We start from the raw sequence: 15,932 nt of genomic DNA, 5'->3' as shown, positions 1-15,932 counted from the left end.
TTATTTCTAAGGCTTGGGCATTAAGCCGTAAGGTATCGATTTAAAAGCCTCTGGGTGCTCTTGATAAGTTGGCGCTTTATGTACCCCTTTCCAATCGAGCAGCATGATGGCTAGCACGTTACGGTGTTCGCCGTACTTGAGATCAAAGTTACCGTCGACAGACGGAATCATCCCTTTTTCTGCGTTGATTGCGTGACGAATGGCTTGGCGGGTTTTCTTTACGACCGGATCATGGTCCAAGCCTGCTAACAAAAACGAAATGCCGACTTCCGCAATCACGTCTTCTTTGGCGCGCAGTAGGATAGTGTCGATATTGTTGCGAAAGTAATCATAAATCCATTGGTGTTTCTTCTCGCTTACTCGCTCCTGATAATACTGTGAATCGGCAAAGATGATGTGCGTCATACCATAGAGTTTGTTCCAATACTGCTGAGCTGAAAGCATCTTATCTTTATCGTCGGGGTAGGTGTCACGGAAGGTTTGAGTGAATTCCTCGACCACATCTTGCTCTCCTAGCTGACGAAGCCAGTAGACTTGGTTTGCAAGCTGAGCTGCCCATGCCTCTATCATCTCTTTGTCCGTAACGTAACGCGAGAAATCGTAGCGCCTAATAATTTTTCTCAGCGTTTTGTCTTGTTTATGCTTTAGGCCATATTCGTTTGCTCTTGCCATTGCGCCAAGCAAATCCACACCAAGATAAAGGTACTCAGGATGGTGTTTAGTCACGGTATAGCGTCGCTGACCTCGTTCGGTTTCTTTCTCTTGATACGTGGTCAGCCTTTGAGATGAATAGAGAATGATGTCTTCTGGTTCAACGACTTCATTAGCAAATTGGTTTAACCGGCTGGCTACTTGTGCCATGTCGGTCCAAATGGCAGCGTGATATTTCTCATCTAATGTTTGGCGGTACATGCGTAAGCCAAAATGGCCCTCTTTAAACGCCGGGAAAGTGAACAGTTCTTGTTCGTAGGTACTACGAATCAACTGCGCTGATTGAGTATTATCGAGAAGCGGTACCTCTTCCTGTGATGCCTGAGCAGCAAAGGTAAGTGAGCAAGAGAGTAAGACCGCTAAGCTAAGAGGTTTAATACGCATAAATCCATTCCCTATGAAGTCCTGAACCTAAACCTACCATCAATATTAATTGAGAATGTAAAAGCTGAGTCAATAGTTAAAAATTTGCCTAAAAGTCAGGTTGATACGTTCATCTTTGGTTTTCGCGGTTTTTGGTACGCAGTGCTTCCAGTGATGCTGAAGCTCGCCAGCCATAATCAGTAAGGAGCCATGAGAAAGCTCGTATTCAATCTCAGTTTTACAATGTAAATTTCTAAGCAAAAATCGACGTGTTTCACCTAAGTTCAAAGATGCGATAACAGGGTTTCTACCTAACTCTGGTTCATTATCTTGGTGCCAGCCCATTGAGTCTTGGCCGTGTCGATATAAGTTAGCGAGAACAGAATTAAAAGTGACATCAGCAACTGATTCACAACGCACTTTCAGCTGAGTTAACTCAGGAGTCCAAGGGTGAGGCTGCATGGTTAAGCCTGAGTAAGTATATGCTGTATCACCGTGCCACGCTTGTAAGCGAGGTTGAAGTACTGACTTGCCGAACATAGTAATGTGTTCTTGGTGCCATGGCAGTGTCTTTCGAAGTTGGTCAAAGTAATTATCCGCCTCAAGATGGTTAAGAAAATGAGGATCATAATAAAGTTCTCCTCTTTCTACTTCTTGCCATAGATCGCCGCCAAATAAATCGCCTTGTTGATGCATCATCTCACACCTAAAACATAAAAGTTGTCAATCACTGTTACCTTTCTGATTATGATTGGTTATTCTTGTGATAATAAGAATTTTAACAATAAATAAAAAATCTCGTAGTTGTATACGAGTTGTGGGGAGAAAATGCGTTATTTACCCAGAAAACGATGCTATTTTGCATTGTTCTTCCTCACCTTTTTCGCTTTGTGTATTGGGGTTATCGAGCTGTTAAATCGAAACCAGCAAGAGCTTCACAAAGAGCGAGTTCAAGTTGAGGCCAAAGAACAACTTTCCATTCTCCGTTCCAATTTGGAAGCGGTACTTATGGCGGATATCTACAAAGCCAGTACTTTAGCGACACTCATTACGTTACTTCCTAAAAACCAAGAAGAAGAATTGAGTATCGCCGCTCACCGAATCCTAAATAAAAGTAAACATATTACAATCATCGGTATCGCGAAAAATGATGTAATTAGTCATGTATTTCCACGCCAAGGTAATGAGCGCCTAATCGGCCTTGATTACCGCGCAGTGCCACAGCAGTGGGTACAGGTGCAAAAAGCCAAGGATGTACAAGAAATTTTCATCGCAGGGCCAGTGACTTTGATTCAAGGTGGCCGAGGTTTGATCGTGCGTGTGCCTGTTTTTCTTGATCCTCCAATGAATCAGGACTACTGGGGAGTGATCAGTGCGGTGATTGATTTCGATGCTCTGATGAGAGAAACCGGCGTAATTGATTTCTCGTATCGTTACCCTTTAATGATCCGTGGTTACGATAGCGGTGGCTCATTTGGTGATGCTTTCTTTGGCGCGCAAAGTGTAAATAGCATGGCATATGCAAAAGAGATGGTTCATTTTCCTTATGGTGGGTGGAGTATGGTGGTTTTCTCTGGAGGCAAAGCTGATCGCCAAATCTCTTGGCATCAGTTGCATTTAGCTAGAGTAATCGGCTATCCCATTATATTCGCACTTAGCCTCGCGCTGTTCGCCATTTATCGACTGTATACCATTGCAGATGACAGAGCTTTACACGATGAACTCACGAATTTACCAAACCGTCGCTATTTTATGAAGTTTTACAAGCAGCAGTTCGAAATAGCGAAACGTTATAAAAAGCGTTATAGCTTCGCCTTAATTAATATTGACCTAGATAGGTTTAAACACATTAACGATACCTATGGTCACGACGCAGGTGACAAAGTTTTAATCGCTACGGCTGAAAGGGTAAAAAGCTCTCTGCGTAAATCAGACATCGTGGCCAGAATGGGCGGTGATGAGTTTTTAGTTGTAGTCCATCACCCTGGAACGGAAGAAAATGTTCAGTCCCTTCTACAAAAACTTCGATTAGCGCTATGCTCGACGCCCGTCATCTACGATGAAACGCTTATCTATTTGAAAGCCAGTATTGGGTACGCGATATTTGACCCGAAAATGTCATCTCCTGAGCAAATGATGAAAATAGCCGATGAGAGAATGTATCAACAAAAGCATGGCGGATGAGCCTGAACCCAGTTTCAATAAGGGGTTAGAAGAATGGTAAAGTTGGGAGCCCGAAATCTCATCATCATTGAGGTGCAAGAATATGTGACTTCATATGTTCACAGACACTTTGCTGAGAGAGTCGTTATTAGCAGTGCATTAAGTGGCATATTTGCATAATATTGCATTTTGCAAATGCAGTTTGCGAAATTAATGGTTAATAAAGCAACGATATGCATCTGGATCTACTAAAAAACGGCTTTTTAAAAGTTGGCACGCATCGTGCTTTACTTAGAGTGACCCTTATTAAGCCGAGGGTCACCTAGCCAACTGACGTTGTTAGTGAATACAAATTGTTCACAAGTATATACCGCCAATCACGTATATTGTGATTGGCGTTTTTTCTTTCTAAAGACCGATGATATTCACGTCGTTGCCCGTCTCATCAGCTTCTCCGCACTTGCTGTAACAACTAGGTTGTCTTGGACAAACCGCCCCTCTGGAGCAGATCAACCTTGCTTGGGTTTGAATCCCGCGCTCTATCCAGTTGATGTTTAATATCTTAGCGATAGTCGTTAAGTCTTTTTTGATGTGGGGAGGAATAACACTACTTCCGCCGGAAGCGACACAAAGGGACTTAAGTTCTTCCGCTATGGAAACGGCATCGCCACCTTGTGCAGAAATGGCAGGGTTAAGATCAATACCGGCACATAGCACGCGATTATTCCCCGCAGGATCAAATACGTTGACCGATTCGCAGCAGTAGATACGTGGCTCGTCACCAACATTTAAAATCGAAATTTGCGCTGAACTTGTATCCAAAGGCTGGGAAAGGCGTCGGAATACCGCCCAGTGCTGGCAAGGGTCGTTTACTTTGCGCATGTTGCCCCAAGGCAATGGAATACCATTTCCTCGATACACTGCTTTTAACTTGCCGGGGCCATAGGCATCAAAATAGTGCCAATGCGGGTAAGGCGAGACCACCGTCATGCGACGCATTGCAACGGAAGGAGAAACCCCCGCCTTTTTGTGAACATCAATCTCGTAACCAGAACGGTCAAGCAACTGACGAAAGGGTACTTTGGGGCAGAGTAGGGCACCGGCAAAGAAGCTGGACTCAAAATCACGCCAAGCTTGCAGGATATCTTGCGAATTGAGTTCAGAGTTCGACACAGGGCTGTCCATTTGCTCCCAATTGTTTTGATGCCCGATAGATAAAACGTTATTCATTGCATCGCTGCTATGGAGCACTCGATGACCAATATATACCGCCAAGTCATACTTCAATCGGGTTGGATAGTCACGCATTCGTTTATTGAGATAAATAGTCCCAGGTGGCTCCATGAAAGACGTAATCAACTGTTTGGCGCTGACGCCCAGTTCATCAATCACATCTTGTGGCGCTCGATCTACCCAGCGGATATCCAATCCCATACTCTTTGCAATGTCTACGAGATCTTCTACAGATAGATTCAGCCGCTTCAAGCCGACCTCTTCGGCGGCGCGCTCTAAATCAGGAAAATGGTTTTGATGGTTTTCTTGGTGTGCTCGAATCAAGAGATGAGCAAACTGACGCCCCGTGATACCTGTTTGGGAGAGCATTTCTGGTATCGCGATTTGAAGAATATCATTGGAGAACAGAAAGCTCGGCTCCAACGCCATGCCACTAATCCCGCCACGATTTCCTTTGTTGGGTGTGATGGCTTCTAATTCGGGTTCATCATCTAAAAACCAAGCAGGATCTTTTTGAAAAACTTCCGCGATCACTTCGAGCATATCGATACTCGGTACGCGTTTTCCGCGCTCAATCATTGAAAGGTAAGAAACCGACGGAGCGTACTCTGGATTAATTCTTACACAACGGGCAGACAAATCTTCCATCGTTAAATGGTTGTTTTTTCTTAGGTTACGAATTTTCGTACCAAGAAAATGAGACTGACGAATAAGGCTTTTTGACACAGACATTTTGTAAAATTCACATTGTAAAATTTTTGTTGTGAAATTGTAGTCAATATTTCGCTAGTCTACATAATGAGCAGGCAAGGAAATTAACCATCCACTTCACAGAATTGCCTGAAACTTAAATAAAGGATTTAAGTTTTTACTCTAGGACGAGTTTTTAAGTGCGAGGATATGACGATGAATATGCTGAACTTCGATAAAAAAGAGATGCAACAACAACAACGCCCATTTATCGCTGAAGCCGTATTTGCCGTCGAAGCGGTAAGTGCCGAGCAGCAGAGTGAGAAACAAGTAAAAGCGAAGCAACTGCTTGACCGCATGTTCCCATTGGAGAACGGGTCGCACCAAGACGTATCAAGTTACGTAATTGATTATCGCCATGTATTGGCTTACTTCAAAGACGGTACGCATAGCGGCCTGAAAAGCCCGAAACATTTTGTGGCGTACACTGGTGAAAAGGAAGATCCAAAGTCGATTTTGTTTAAAGATGATTCGGGCAATCATGTAGAAGTGCTGTTTGGCTGTCACAAAGGCACTGGTTGCGTGGAATTAGTGGACATTGACGATATTCAATTGGAAACTCGCACGACGTTTCATCCTGAACTAACTGGCAATGCACCAACCGCGATGCGCCATTGGATAAGCCTAATCAAAGGCGACAAAAAAGGTAAGCCGATGGCATGCAGTGAAGATAAAGAATATACCGCAAAAAATGGTGACGACTACATTCTAAGTTACTGTTACAGCGTCGATTAAGATACTCATGATTGGATACAAAAACCCCGCACTTTACAGCGCGGGGTTTTCTTTTTCATCATAAAAGTCGTTTTCGCTTAGCCAGTTTATTTAAATTGGCATCACGCGGTTACGACCGAGTTGTTTTGCTTCATAAAGCTGTTTATCGGCTTTATTGATTAAGGCTTCAGGCGTATCACCAGGCTCAAACTCTGCCACCCCAAAAGAAGCGGTAATGCTGTGAACTTGTGTGCCTGAGCGCTTATCTCTGATACGCAGTTTTTCTATCATGCGGCGTAGTGTGTCTGCATATTGGCGAGCAATTCGCAGAGATTTGTTCGGTACAATTAACGCGAATTCTTCACCACCAAAACGGTACGCACATATCCCATCTCGACAGCTTTGTTGTAGCCGGCGGGCAATGGCTTTTAATACTGTATCGCCAAAAAGGTGCCCGTAATTGTCGTTAAATGATTTGAAATGATCGATATCAAGCATGATCAAGGTCATTGCCTGATTTGATGCGATAAGTGAAGAGAGATCTTTGTCAAATGCTCGGCGGTTGTATAGGTTTGACAAACCATCGAACAACGCATCTTGCTGTACTTCAGCCAGTTGGTTTTTGAGGCGAGAAATTTCTTCACTCGCGTTAGTCAATTGGCTATTCAAAAACTTTGTTGAGTGACGAATTTCGTGTGACTCTGCGACAAGTTGACGAATCACCACCATCACTTCTTCGATGCTTAGGCTATTGTCCTCAACTTTTTCCAGTTTATTAAAGCTTTTGTCTACCATCTCAGAAAAGGAGGAAGTATCTGAAATCGTATCGCTCATTGAACTGGATACTTCGTGTAGCAGAACTTCTACATTGGTTCTAAGATCTTCAAGGCTGGTTTCTGCTTTGCTGGCCACATAGTTGTTGTAAAGCTGTTTATTGGTTGCTGGCGGGCAAATACCGTAGTTTTCTAACACCATGTCTAACTCAAAGTTGAGTTCTGGAATGGTCTTGTCAACGTAGGTATACCAAAGCGCGTAGTTGGCTGGCGTGGCAGCAACATGGTTTTTGATCATCAGTGGGACCGCTTTTTTTAAATTAGCGGTTGATTTCTTAAACTCGTCGGTCATTTCTGCGATGGTACTAGCAAAATGGGATTGGGCTTAGATTAACGGATATTAACTAATGTCGCTTTAATTTTTATCACTTTTGCATGGTTTATATAGAAAATGAGTGATTAAGATCGTGATCAATACCGTTGGATTCAAATTTTATAAAATATCAGTATGAAACATGTACAGGCATTTGGTGGTATTGCGTGTTTTGAGATATCCAGCAAATGGATTCCGTGTGAACGTTAGTAACCTAATGATCGTCAAACTCTCGTTTTCGTATAAAAGCAAGTAAATCAAAAGGCTTAACGTCAGGGTCTCCGTGAAAAGAACTCGTAGACGAAGAATTAACATCTGAGGGTGCGAATTGAAAAAGAAAATAGGACTTTATTGGTTCACGAACGACTTGCGATTGCACGACAACCCACTGTTGAAAAGCGCCAGTGTAGAAATGGACGAGTTAATTTGCTTGTATTGCTACCCTTCAATGACGCCTTACTTGCATCACTTTGCGCAGGAAGCCTCTTTCGGGCGTGCGAAATTGCAGTTTCTCGACGCATCGCTTAGTGAACTCAATCAATCTTTGAATCACCTTGGTCAGCGATTGTGGGCAGTTGAACTGACGCCCGATCAAGCAATCAAGTATGCTGTTAATCGCTTCGGCGTCACACATATATATGCTGAAGCCTTTCCCGGTTCGGATGAGCAACAAGCGTTAGATCTAGCAGTTGAAGGCGCTTCTCATGTAAAAATAAAACAGCAAACAATCCGGACCCTGTTAAGGGAAGAACAACTGCCATTTGACTTGAGCAAACTGCCTACGACTTTCACGCAGTTTAGAAAGCAAGTTGAAAGTTTAGACATCTCTCGGCCCCACGAGAGTATCCGTTCGTTACCTCCAATTCCTTTAGGTGTGAATCTGCCTTCCGTTACTGCATATTACTTTGACACAAAAGCTACGTTTCATGGTGGAGAAAGCCGCGGGCTTGAACATTGTCGCCAGTATTTTGCTTCCACACTAGCCAGTGAATACAAACAAACACGCAACGGTTTAGATGGCATGGATTACTCCACCAAGTTCTCTCCTTGGCTAGCTCATGGGTGCGTTTCTCCGAAAACTATTTATGCCATGTTGAAACGTTATGAAGCGGAGAATGGTGCAAATGATTCAACCTACTGGATTTACTTCGAACTGCTTTGGCGTGAATACTTTTATTGGTATGCCCGTCGACACAAGCGACAGCTGTTCCGATTCGGTGGCATCCAAAATCAAGCACCACTCACCAGCTTTTATGCGCACCGTTTTCAACAATGGAAGAAAGGTGAAACGCCATTTCCTATCGTGAACGCGTGTATGCACCAGCTTAATGAAACCGGTTATATGTCGAATCGTGGCAGACAGTTAGTCGCCAGTTGTTTAGTGCATGAGCTTGGCCTCGATTGGCGTTATGGCGCGGCGTACTTTGAGTCACAACTGGTTGATTACGATGTGGCATCGAACTGGGGAAACTGGCAATACTTAGCAGGCGTTGGTGCTGATCCGCGTGGTTCACGACAATTCAACCTCGAAAAGCAAACCGAAATGTACGATCCGCACATGGAGTTCATTGATAGGTGGCAAGGTCGTTGTGCTGGCGCGCATTTGGATAGTGTAGACATGGTCGATTGGCCTATCGTAATGGGCAGCAGTGACAAAGCTTCGTCACCGGAGAAACCGTAATGCAATTTGAAACCGTACGATTGATCTTGGGCGATCAACTTAACAGTGAGCACTCTTGGTTTCAGCAACCGGATGAGCAAGTGCTTTATTTGATTGCAGAGCTCAAGCAAGAGAATACTTACGTCACGCATCATATTCAGAAAGTGTGTGCGTTCTTTTCTGCAATGGAACAGTTTGCGAAAGAGCGTCAGAGTGAAGGTCACCAAGTTCTGCACCTCACGTTGGATGACACACAATCCTTCGACGATCTTGAGCAAGTTTTGCAACATTATGTGAGCGAAGGTGGTGCAAGCAAGTTTGAATATCAACGCCCCGATGAATACCGTTTACTAGAACAGTTAGCCAAACTAAAGCTTGATGGGGTCGTGACACGTTGTGTCGATTCGGAACACTTTTTGTTGCCGTTTGAGGAAATAGAATCGCAGTTTCCTCAAGGCAAACACATCATGATGGAGCACTTCTACCGCCGGATGCGAAAGCGCTTCGACATCTTGATGCAAGACGGAAAACCCGTCGGCGGAAAATGGAATTACGATGCCAACAACCGTAACAAGCTCAAAGCCAAAGACATTGAACAACTGCCACAACCGTTGATGTTCAGTACCGACGTGCGCGATATTACTGAGCGGTTGGCAAAACATGACATCGAAACCATCGGAAATCTTGAAGGAGATTTGTTGTGGCCGATCAATCGCGCGCAGAGCTTGTCTTTACTCGCGCATTTCTGCCAAGTCTGTCTGCCGTTGTTCGGCCGTTTTCAAGACGCCATGACAGGCCAGCACGATGCTAAGTGGAGCTTGTATCACAGCCGAATTTCCTTCTCGCTCAACAGCAAATTGCTGCACCCGAGAGAAGTCATTGATGCATCACTCAAGGCATTTCATTCCAACGCAGGCATCGACATTTCTCAAGTCGAAGGGTTTATTCGCCAAATCTTGGGATGGCGAGAATACATCCGAGGCGTCTACTGGGCGAATATGCCTAATTACCCGAACAAGAACGAGTTGGGCGCAGAAAGAAAGCTGCCAGACTTCTTTTGGAATGGCGAAACCAAAATGGCCTGTATGCGCAATGCGATTGAGCAGTCTCTCGATTATGCCTATGCACACCACATTCAACGTTTAATGGTGACTGGTAATTTTTGTTTGCTAACCGAAATAGATCCAGATCAAGTGGATGAGTGGTATCTCGGTATCTATGTGGATGCAATTGAGTGGGTAGAAATGCCAAACACTCGTGGCATGGCATTGTTTGCGGATGGCGGTATTGTTGGTACCAAGCCTTACGCGGCGAGTGGCTCTTACATCAACAAGATGAGCGACTACTGTAAGGGCTGCCATTACGACAATAAGGCGAGGAGCGGGGAAGGATCGTGTCCGTTTAACAGTCTTTATTGGCGCTTTATGAACAAGCACGACAAACGTCTCGCAACCAATCCACGAATCGGGATGATTTTCCGCTCTTGGGACAACATGGAAGAACAGCAACGCCAAGCAATACTCGATACCGCAGAGCATTACATAGAAAACGTGGAGAACTTGTGATGGAAATACTCATCGTCGGTGGCAATGGTGGAATTGGTTTGGCGATGGTTCAAGAAGCCGCAGCTCGGTTCCCTCAAGCGCACTTGCATGCCACTTATCGTAAGCAGCAACCAGATTGGCAACATCCAAATGTCGTTTGGCATCAAGTGGATGTATCGCAAGACGAGCAGGTAAAAGCGTTCAGTGAGCAGATTGAACATGTCGATTGGTTAGTGAACTGTGTTGGTATGTTGCACACCCAAGAGAAAGGCCCTGAGAAGAATCTTAATTCGCTCGACGCTGACTTTTTTCAGCAAACCATCATGGTTAATACTTTGCCAAGTTTACTGTTGGCGAAATACTTCACGCCCAAGCTAAAACGCAGTACTGCACCTAAGTTTGCGACCATTTCGGCCAAAGTTGGCAGCATTAGCGATAATCAGTTAGGCGGTTGGTACAGCTATCGCGCATCGAAAGCCGCATTAAACATGTTTCTTAAAACCATGTCGATCGAATGGCAAAGAATGGTCAAGCATGGCACGGTGCTGTCACTTCACCCAGGTACCACAGATACAGTTTTGTCGGCACCTTTTCAAACCAATGTGCCAGAGGGAAAGCTGTTAACACCAGAGCGAGTCGCAAAGGATTTATTAGGTTTGATAGAAAAAGCAACCCCGCAAGATAGCGGGGCGTTTTGGGCTTATGATGGGACGTTATTACCTTGGTAATAGAACGCGTACAAACGCTAATACAAAGGAAATAACATACTCCAGAGAGGGTCGGAGTGACCTACGTTTTCGTTGATTTATTTCTTCGGCAACGCTCAGAACAGTAAACGATTTCCTCCCAATTTCGCGCCCACTTCTTTCTCCAAGAAAATGGGCGCTGACAGACCGGACAGACTTTCATGGGAAGGTTGGATTTAAAACCTTTCATCGCGCTGAATGTTCACTCCTAATTTGGTTAAAACTACTTATCAAATAGGTACAGGTAATCGCCGTAGCCTAAACTCGCCATCTTGTTCACAGGTACAAATTTCATCGCAGCAGAGTTCATGCAATAGCGTAATCCCGTCGGCTTCGGACCATCTTTAAACACATGACCTAGGTGTGAATCACCAAACTTACTGCGGATCTCCGTTCTAGGGTAGAGTAGTTTATAATCGGTTTTCTCCACGATGTAACCCGGGTTAATTGGTCGAGTAAAGCTTGGCCAACCTGTGCCAGATTTGTATTTATCAGTAGAAGAAAATAGCGGTTCACCGGTCACAATATCAACATAAATTCCCGCTTCTTTGTTGTCCCAGTATTCATTATCAAACGGACGCTCCGTGCCTTCTTCTTGCGTCACGTAATACTGTAGCTCTGTTAAGTTTGATTTGATTTCAGACTGAGCAGGCTTACTGTACGCTTTCACTTTCGAAAGCAGCTTTTTTTCTTCAATCAACTGTCGAAGTGTTTTAGGACTTTCTTTTCGATCTTCACCAAACACTTCGTCGAGGTATTTATCGCGACCTGATGCGTAGCGGTAGTATTTGTACTTTAGGCTACTCTTCTTGTAGTAATCCTGATGGTACGACTCCGCAGGGTAAAACTTTTCAAACTCGATCAGCTCTGTTTTCAACGGCTTTGGATAGATCATCGCCTTGTCGATTTCCATCATAAACTGCTTAGCAATCTGTTTTTGCTCCGCATTATGGTAGAAGATCGCTGGACGGTATTGAGGGCCACGGTCAACAAATGAACCTTTATCGTCGGTAGGGTCGATATGACGGAAGAAGTAGTCCAGCACTTGTTCGTAGTTCACGACAGCAGGATCGTACTCCACCTCAATCACTTCAATATGACCAGATTTACCAGAAGAGACTTGGCGGTAAGTCGGGTTTTCAATATGACCACCTGAATAACCTGATACAACATCGATTACGCCGGGCAGTTGCTCTAAATCCGATTCTGTACACCAGAAACAACCGCCAGCTAGCGTTGCGATTCTTGTATTCTCTGAAGCCTTCAGCTTATCCATCGTATCGGCGGTACCTGTTTTACTCAATAGTAGAAACAAGACTGGAAGTGCGAAGGAGAAACCGGCCAATAACTTAGACATATTCTTCATAGCTACCTCATCGTTATTTTTGTAGAAAGTGTTACTTAAATAAAAAGTGTTACGTATAGAGAAAGGTAACCGAGCGAAAAAATTACAGTAATGTTGAAAATTCCGTTGCCCTTTTATGCGATAGAGCTAAAGTATCGACAAGAAACACACCGCTAGTAAGGGCAACGATGCCTTGAATAAGCGATGCTAAATGAGGTAAATCATGCAAGCTGAAGTTAAATGGATAGAAGATTTTAAATTCCTTGGGCAATCTCAGTCGGGCCACTCCGTAGTGATGGATGGCAATGGTGGTGCAACCGCACCAAGCCCAATGGAAATGGTACTAATGGCTGCTGGTGGCTGTAGCTCTGTCGATGTTGTTGATGGTTTGAAAACAGCAGGCCAAAAGGTTTCGTCAGTTAATGCCAAGCTAACCACAGAGCGTCGTGAAACCGCACCGCGTATCTTTACGCAAGTGAATATCCACTTTGAAGTGTCAGGTGACGAGCTTGACCCAGCAGTCGTAGCAAAAGTGGCGGCTGACTCGCTAGAAAAATACTGCTCGGTTTGCTTAATGCTAGGTGAAGGTGTTGAGATGACCCACAGCTGGGAAATTGTGTAAGCCGACAGACTCCACAAAATATAAAAACAGGAAAGAGAAAAGTCCGGGCTTTTCTCTTTTTTTATTTCGCAATTCACGTACCTTGTGAAGAATCTGAAAGCAGTAATTGCAGGTTGTAGGAGTCTTCCAGTGACAGAACTAGAAAAAATGATGTCTGGCCAGGTCTTTGATGGCATGGACAAAGAAATTGACGCCATTAGAAGCCATGCTCTTCAAGCACTTAGAGCACTTAATAATAACACCGACGAAAGTCAGCGCGACGAATTGCAAAAGCAGCTATTTGGCAAGGTAGGCCGTTGTATTGTCCAGTCCCCTTTTCATTGTGAATTTGGTAAGACCATCGAAATAGGTGAAGAAACCTTTATCAACATGAACGTGGTCATGCTCGATGGTGCCAAAATTACCATCGGGAACCACGTGCTCATTGGACCGAGCGTGCAATTTTATACCGCTTCTCATTCTGTTGATTACCGAAGTCGTCGACGTTGGGAAACGTTTTGTAAACCTATCACGATTGAAGATGATGTGTGGATTGGCGGAAATTCCGTCATCAACCAAGGTGTAACAGTTGGCGCTCGCTCGGTGATTGCGGCGAACTCGGTCGTTAACCATGATGTGCCGCCAGATTGTCTATACGGAGGCACGCCAGCTAAGTTGATTCGTCGTCTCAACGAAGAAGAGTAAGAATCGATAGTGATGGCATGATGACTCGCTTTACAGGCGTAAGAGAATCATGCCAGCAGAAAGGGATAATTCATCAAGGAGTCTAAGATGTCGAACAAGACAGAAGTCCTCATGTGCCCTACATGTGGGGTAGAAACGCATCATGTCGTGGTGTTAGTTAGAAAAAAAAGTGGTTTTGAAGGTGATAAAAATCGCAAAAAGAAAGAGTTCATCGCTGGCTTTCTCAAAAGTGTAGTATTCGGCGCCTTCCTTGCCTCTATGGATGAATTTGAACGTCATTTGATCTGCGAAAACTGTGGTCATAAAACCATTCAATAGTAACTGATAGTCCTTCTTTCTCTGCATAAGTTCATAAGTGCGGTTTGAAGCACTGGTTATTCAAGTCGCATCATCCTCTTTTAGTGCTTTTGCTCTTCTTGTGTTCCTCTCTCAAATATGAGTCACATCAGTACGCATTTTAACCGCTTGGATACAGATAACTCACTGCTATATATAATAAATTTTGGTGGGAAATACGTGTTTCAGCTCGATGTTTAAACTCTGTTCTATCGACACGTTTTGGGTCAGTAAACACTTAAATTTCGTTTGCTTTATGTTGTATGTAGCGCAATTGTGTGAAATTGGTCACATTAACGTTTAATTTATAAAAAAATAATTAATGAATAGTAATTCACAAATATGCTGACCGTATGTGCTATTTAGTTTTGATTTATCTTTTGTGTATTCACTTGGTGAATGTTTTTTTGTTTTTAGATTGACTAAAGGTTTGATTTTCTATTCAAACTTGTGAAAGGTTGAATGGATATATTAGAAAACATGAATTTGATCTTGTTTCTATCTTTTGTTTTAAATGCGAAATTCATTATTAACAACGGATGGTTTTGATGATTTCTCTTATGTGTATCCCACCAATTTTAGAAATTGAAAATTAAACTCTCTCAATACAATAACGACTAAAATTAAACGGAATGATGTTCTTGTATTTTTATTGTATTTTAACTTATACATTTTTACTCATTCATTTTAACTGTTTTTGTTGATTTTAAGTTGTTGATAATAATTGTCTTTTAACTTTTGTTTTAATGACGTTGCTTTGCTGCTTCTTTAATGTTGTGGTGTGTGGCTTTATTTATAAAAAGTCATTTTAAAGTACGTTTTTAAGCAAAGTAGAACGCAACAATACTCAGATAAATAGTATTAAAAAGTTAAATAAGGATTTAACCATAAGAGTAATTTTATGGTTGATAGGTTTATTGGGGTTGATTATCTGAATTTTTATGGAATTTCATCCCAATAATCTGTTTGTCTTTAAGTTTATTCAAATGAACTTAATTCTCATGGAAGTTTCAAAACATGCAGCACACAACAAAGTGGATGATGACGCCGCTTGCAATGTTGTTGGGTACGCTGTTTTCAGCGCCATCATTCGCGGTGGAAACGAGTGTAATTGATAGCACTAGCACGCCTGAATCTACACAAAATGAAGGAGATACGTCCTGTATTGTTTGTAAGTTTAGTGGGGCCGTTTACCTATCTTACGATACAAACATTTACGATAAAGACGACTACCGTTCTGTCCGCAATTTCTCGTGGGGAGGCGATCTCGTTTATTCCTTTTCGAGCGACACAAAAGCCTATTTTTCTACGGGGGGCTATCGTGCCCTAGAAGATGAAGTCGGCACCTACGCGACAGATTCGGTGTTGGGCTTGCAATACACGAACCTATATCGCTTTGGAGATACAGGGAAAATCGGCGTTGCGGGTCAGCTCACCATTCCAACTTCAGAAACATCTCGTAAAGATGAACTGCACACCGCGGTTCGTTTAGATGTGCCGATCTCTTTTTCAGCTTGGAGCGTCGATTTTTCGGTTTCGCCAAGACTGAGAAAAAATTTCCACGAATACAAAACCATGGGTGGACGCTCGCTGACTGAGTGGACTTACTCGTTGTTTGCTGTTGCGGAAAAGTCGTGGGAATCGTTCGCAGTGGGGATTACGGCGTTAGGTGGTAACAGCATCAGTTATCAAGGTACGCGCAGAAGCAGTTGGCAGTATGAGGGGGCGTTGTACGGCACATACGAGTTTGATGAAAGCTGGTCATTGCTACTCGCGGCATCATCAACGGGTTTCTATCAAGATGCAGAGCGAGGCACCTTGGGCAACATCGATTTGTTGGACCAAGAGAAAGCGTCTTACATCGTGACAGTGACTTACTCCTTCTAGGAAAACTACAACAATTAAGGATATCCAA

At 43.5% G+C, this 15,932-nt stretch carries 15 protein-coding genes; 9 read left to right on the top strand and 6 right to left on the bottom strand.

Annotation, left to right across the window (positions count from 1 at the left end):
• Nucleotides 1-6: 6 nt before the first annotated feature.
• Nucleotides 7-1,095, bottom strand: a complete 1,089-nt coding sequence (locus tag NL626_RS10245; protein ID WP_005384167.1) for a DUF3541 domain-containing protein — start codon at nt 1,093-1,095, stop codon at nt 7-9.
• Between the two features lie 69 nt (nt 1,096-1,164).
• On the bottom strand, nt 1,165-1,770 hold the full coding sequence (locus tag NL626_RS10240; RefSeq protein ID WP_104976310.1) for an alpha-ketoglutarate-dependent dioxygenase AlkB: 606 nt from the start codon (nt 1,768-1,770) through the stop codon (nt 1,165-1,167).
• Between the two features lie 132 nt (nt 1,771-1,902).
• On the opposite strand from NL626_RS10240, the gene NL626_RS10235 reads away from it, so the two are divergent.
• Nucleotides 1,903-3,258 (top strand): diguanylate cyclase, encoded by a 1,356-nt coding sequence (locus NL626_RS10235; protein ID WP_054865439.1) that lies wholly within the window; start codon nt 1,903-1,905, stop codon nt 3,256-3,258.
• 387 nt (nt 3,259-3,645) lie between these two features.
• Here the strand turns inward: NL626_RS10235 and NL626_RS10230 are convergent, their stop codons facing one another.
• Nucleotides 3,646-5,202, bottom strand: a complete 1,557-nt coding sequence (locus NL626_RS10230) for a DUF3612 domain-containing protein (protein ID WP_005384164.1) — start codon at nt 5,200-5,202, stop codon at nt 3,646-3,648.
• Between the two features lie 174 nt (nt 5,203-5,376).
• On the opposite strand from NL626_RS10230, the gene NL626_RS10225 reads away from it, so the two are divergent.
• Nucleotides 5,377-5,955, top strand: a complete 579-nt coding sequence (locus tag NL626_RS10225; RefSeq protein ID WP_005374156.1) for a malate synthase — start codon at nt 5,377-5,379, stop codon at nt 5,953-5,955.
• Nucleotides 5,956-6,045: 90 nt separating this feature from the next.
• Here NL626_RS10225 and NL626_RS10220 read toward each other — a convergent pair whose 3' ends face one another.
• Nucleotides 6,046-7,059 (bottom strand): GGDEF domain-containing protein, encoded by a 1,014-nt coding sequence (locus NL626_RS10220; RefSeq protein ID WP_047102820.1) that lies wholly within the window; start codon nt 7,057-7,059, stop codon nt 6,046-6,048.
• A gap of 349 nt (nt 7,060-7,408) precedes the next feature.
• Between NL626_RS10220 and NL626_RS10215 the strand changes: the two genes are divergently transcribed.
• Genes NL626_RS10215 through NL626_RS10205 form a run of 3 tightly spaced genes read left to right on the top strand, consistent with a single transcriptional unit; the run spans nt 7,409 to nt 11,012 of the window.
• Nucleotides 7,409-8,761: a DASH family cryptochrome gene (locus NL626_RS10215; protein WP_033906257.1), complete on the top strand. Its 1,353-nt coding sequence runs from the start codon at nt 7,409-7,411 to the stop codon at nt 8,759-8,761.
• A complete protein-coding gene (locus NL626_RS10210) occupies nt 8,761-10,305 on the top strand; it encodes a cryptochrome/photolyase family protein (protein WP_213911832.1) in 1,545 nt (514 codons plus the stop codon). Before NL626_RS10215 ends, NL626_RS10210 begins: the two co-directional genes overlap by 1 nt.
• Nucleotides 10,305-11,012, top strand: coding sequence for an SDR family oxidoreductase (locus tag NL626_RS10205; RefSeq protein ID WP_253657303.1), 708 nt, complete (start codon nt 10,305-10,307; stop codon nt 11,010-11,012). Before NL626_RS10210 ends, NL626_RS10205 begins: the two co-directional genes overlap by 1 nt.
• A 61-nt stretch (nt 11,013-11,073) precedes the next feature.
• Here the strand turns inward: NL626_RS10205 and NL626_RS10200 are convergent, their stop codons facing one another.
• Together NL626_RS10200 and msrB are read right to left on the bottom strand one after the other, a co-directional pair.
• Nucleotides 11,074-11,220 (bottom strand): DUF2256 domain-containing protein, encoded by a 147-nt coding sequence (locus NL626_RS10200; RefSeq protein WP_005374142.1) that lies wholly within the window; start codon nt 11,218-11,220, stop codon nt 11,074-11,076.
• A gap of 33 nt (nt 11,221-11,253) precedes the next feature.
• Nucleotides 11,254-12,396, bottom strand: a complete 1,143-nt coding sequence (gene msrB, locus NL626_RS10195; RefSeq protein ID WP_033906259.1) for a peptide-methionine (R)-S-oxide reductase MsrB — start codon at nt 12,394-12,396, stop codon at nt 11,254-11,256.
• Between the two features lie 202 nt (nt 12,397-12,598).
• Between msrB and NL626_RS10190 the strand changes: the two genes are divergently transcribed.
• The 4 genes from NL626_RS10190 to NL626_RS10175 all read left to right on the top strand — a co-directional run bounded on the left by NL626_RS10190 (nt 12,599) and on the right by NL626_RS10175 (nt 15,904).
• Nucleotides 12,599-12,997, top strand: a complete 399-nt coding sequence (locus NL626_RS10190; RefSeq protein WP_172563698.1) for an OsmC family protein — start codon at nt 12,599-12,601, stop codon at nt 12,995-12,997.
• Between the two features lie 129 nt (nt 12,998-13,126).
• A complete protein-coding gene (locus tag NL626_RS10185) occupies nt 13,127-13,681 on the top strand; it encodes a sugar O-acetyltransferase (RefSeq protein WP_031780875.1) in 555 nt (184 codons plus the stop codon).
• A gap of 87 nt (nt 13,682-13,768) precedes the next feature.
• Nucleotides 13,769-13,999: a hypothetical protein gene (locus tag NL626_RS10180; protein WP_085569221.1), complete on the top strand. Its 231-nt coding sequence runs from the start codon at nt 13,769-13,771 to the stop codon at nt 13,997-13,999.
• A gap of 1,035 nt (nt 14,000-15,034) precedes the next feature.
• A complete protein-coding gene (locus NL626_RS10175) occupies nt 15,035-15,904 on the top strand; it encodes a hypothetical protein (RefSeq protein ID WP_005384146.1) in 870 nt (289 codons plus the stop codon).
• Nucleotides 15,905-15,932: the final 28 nt, after the last annotated feature.

The organism is Vibrio sp. Y58_MX_L22 (genome assembly GCF_024181865.1).
Taxonomy (GTDB): domain Bacteria; phylum Pseudomonadota; class Gammaproteobacteria; order Enterobacterales; family Vibrionaceae; genus Vibrio; species Vibrio alginolyticus.
This window is presented reverse-complemented; position numbering and strand designations above follow the sequence as displayed.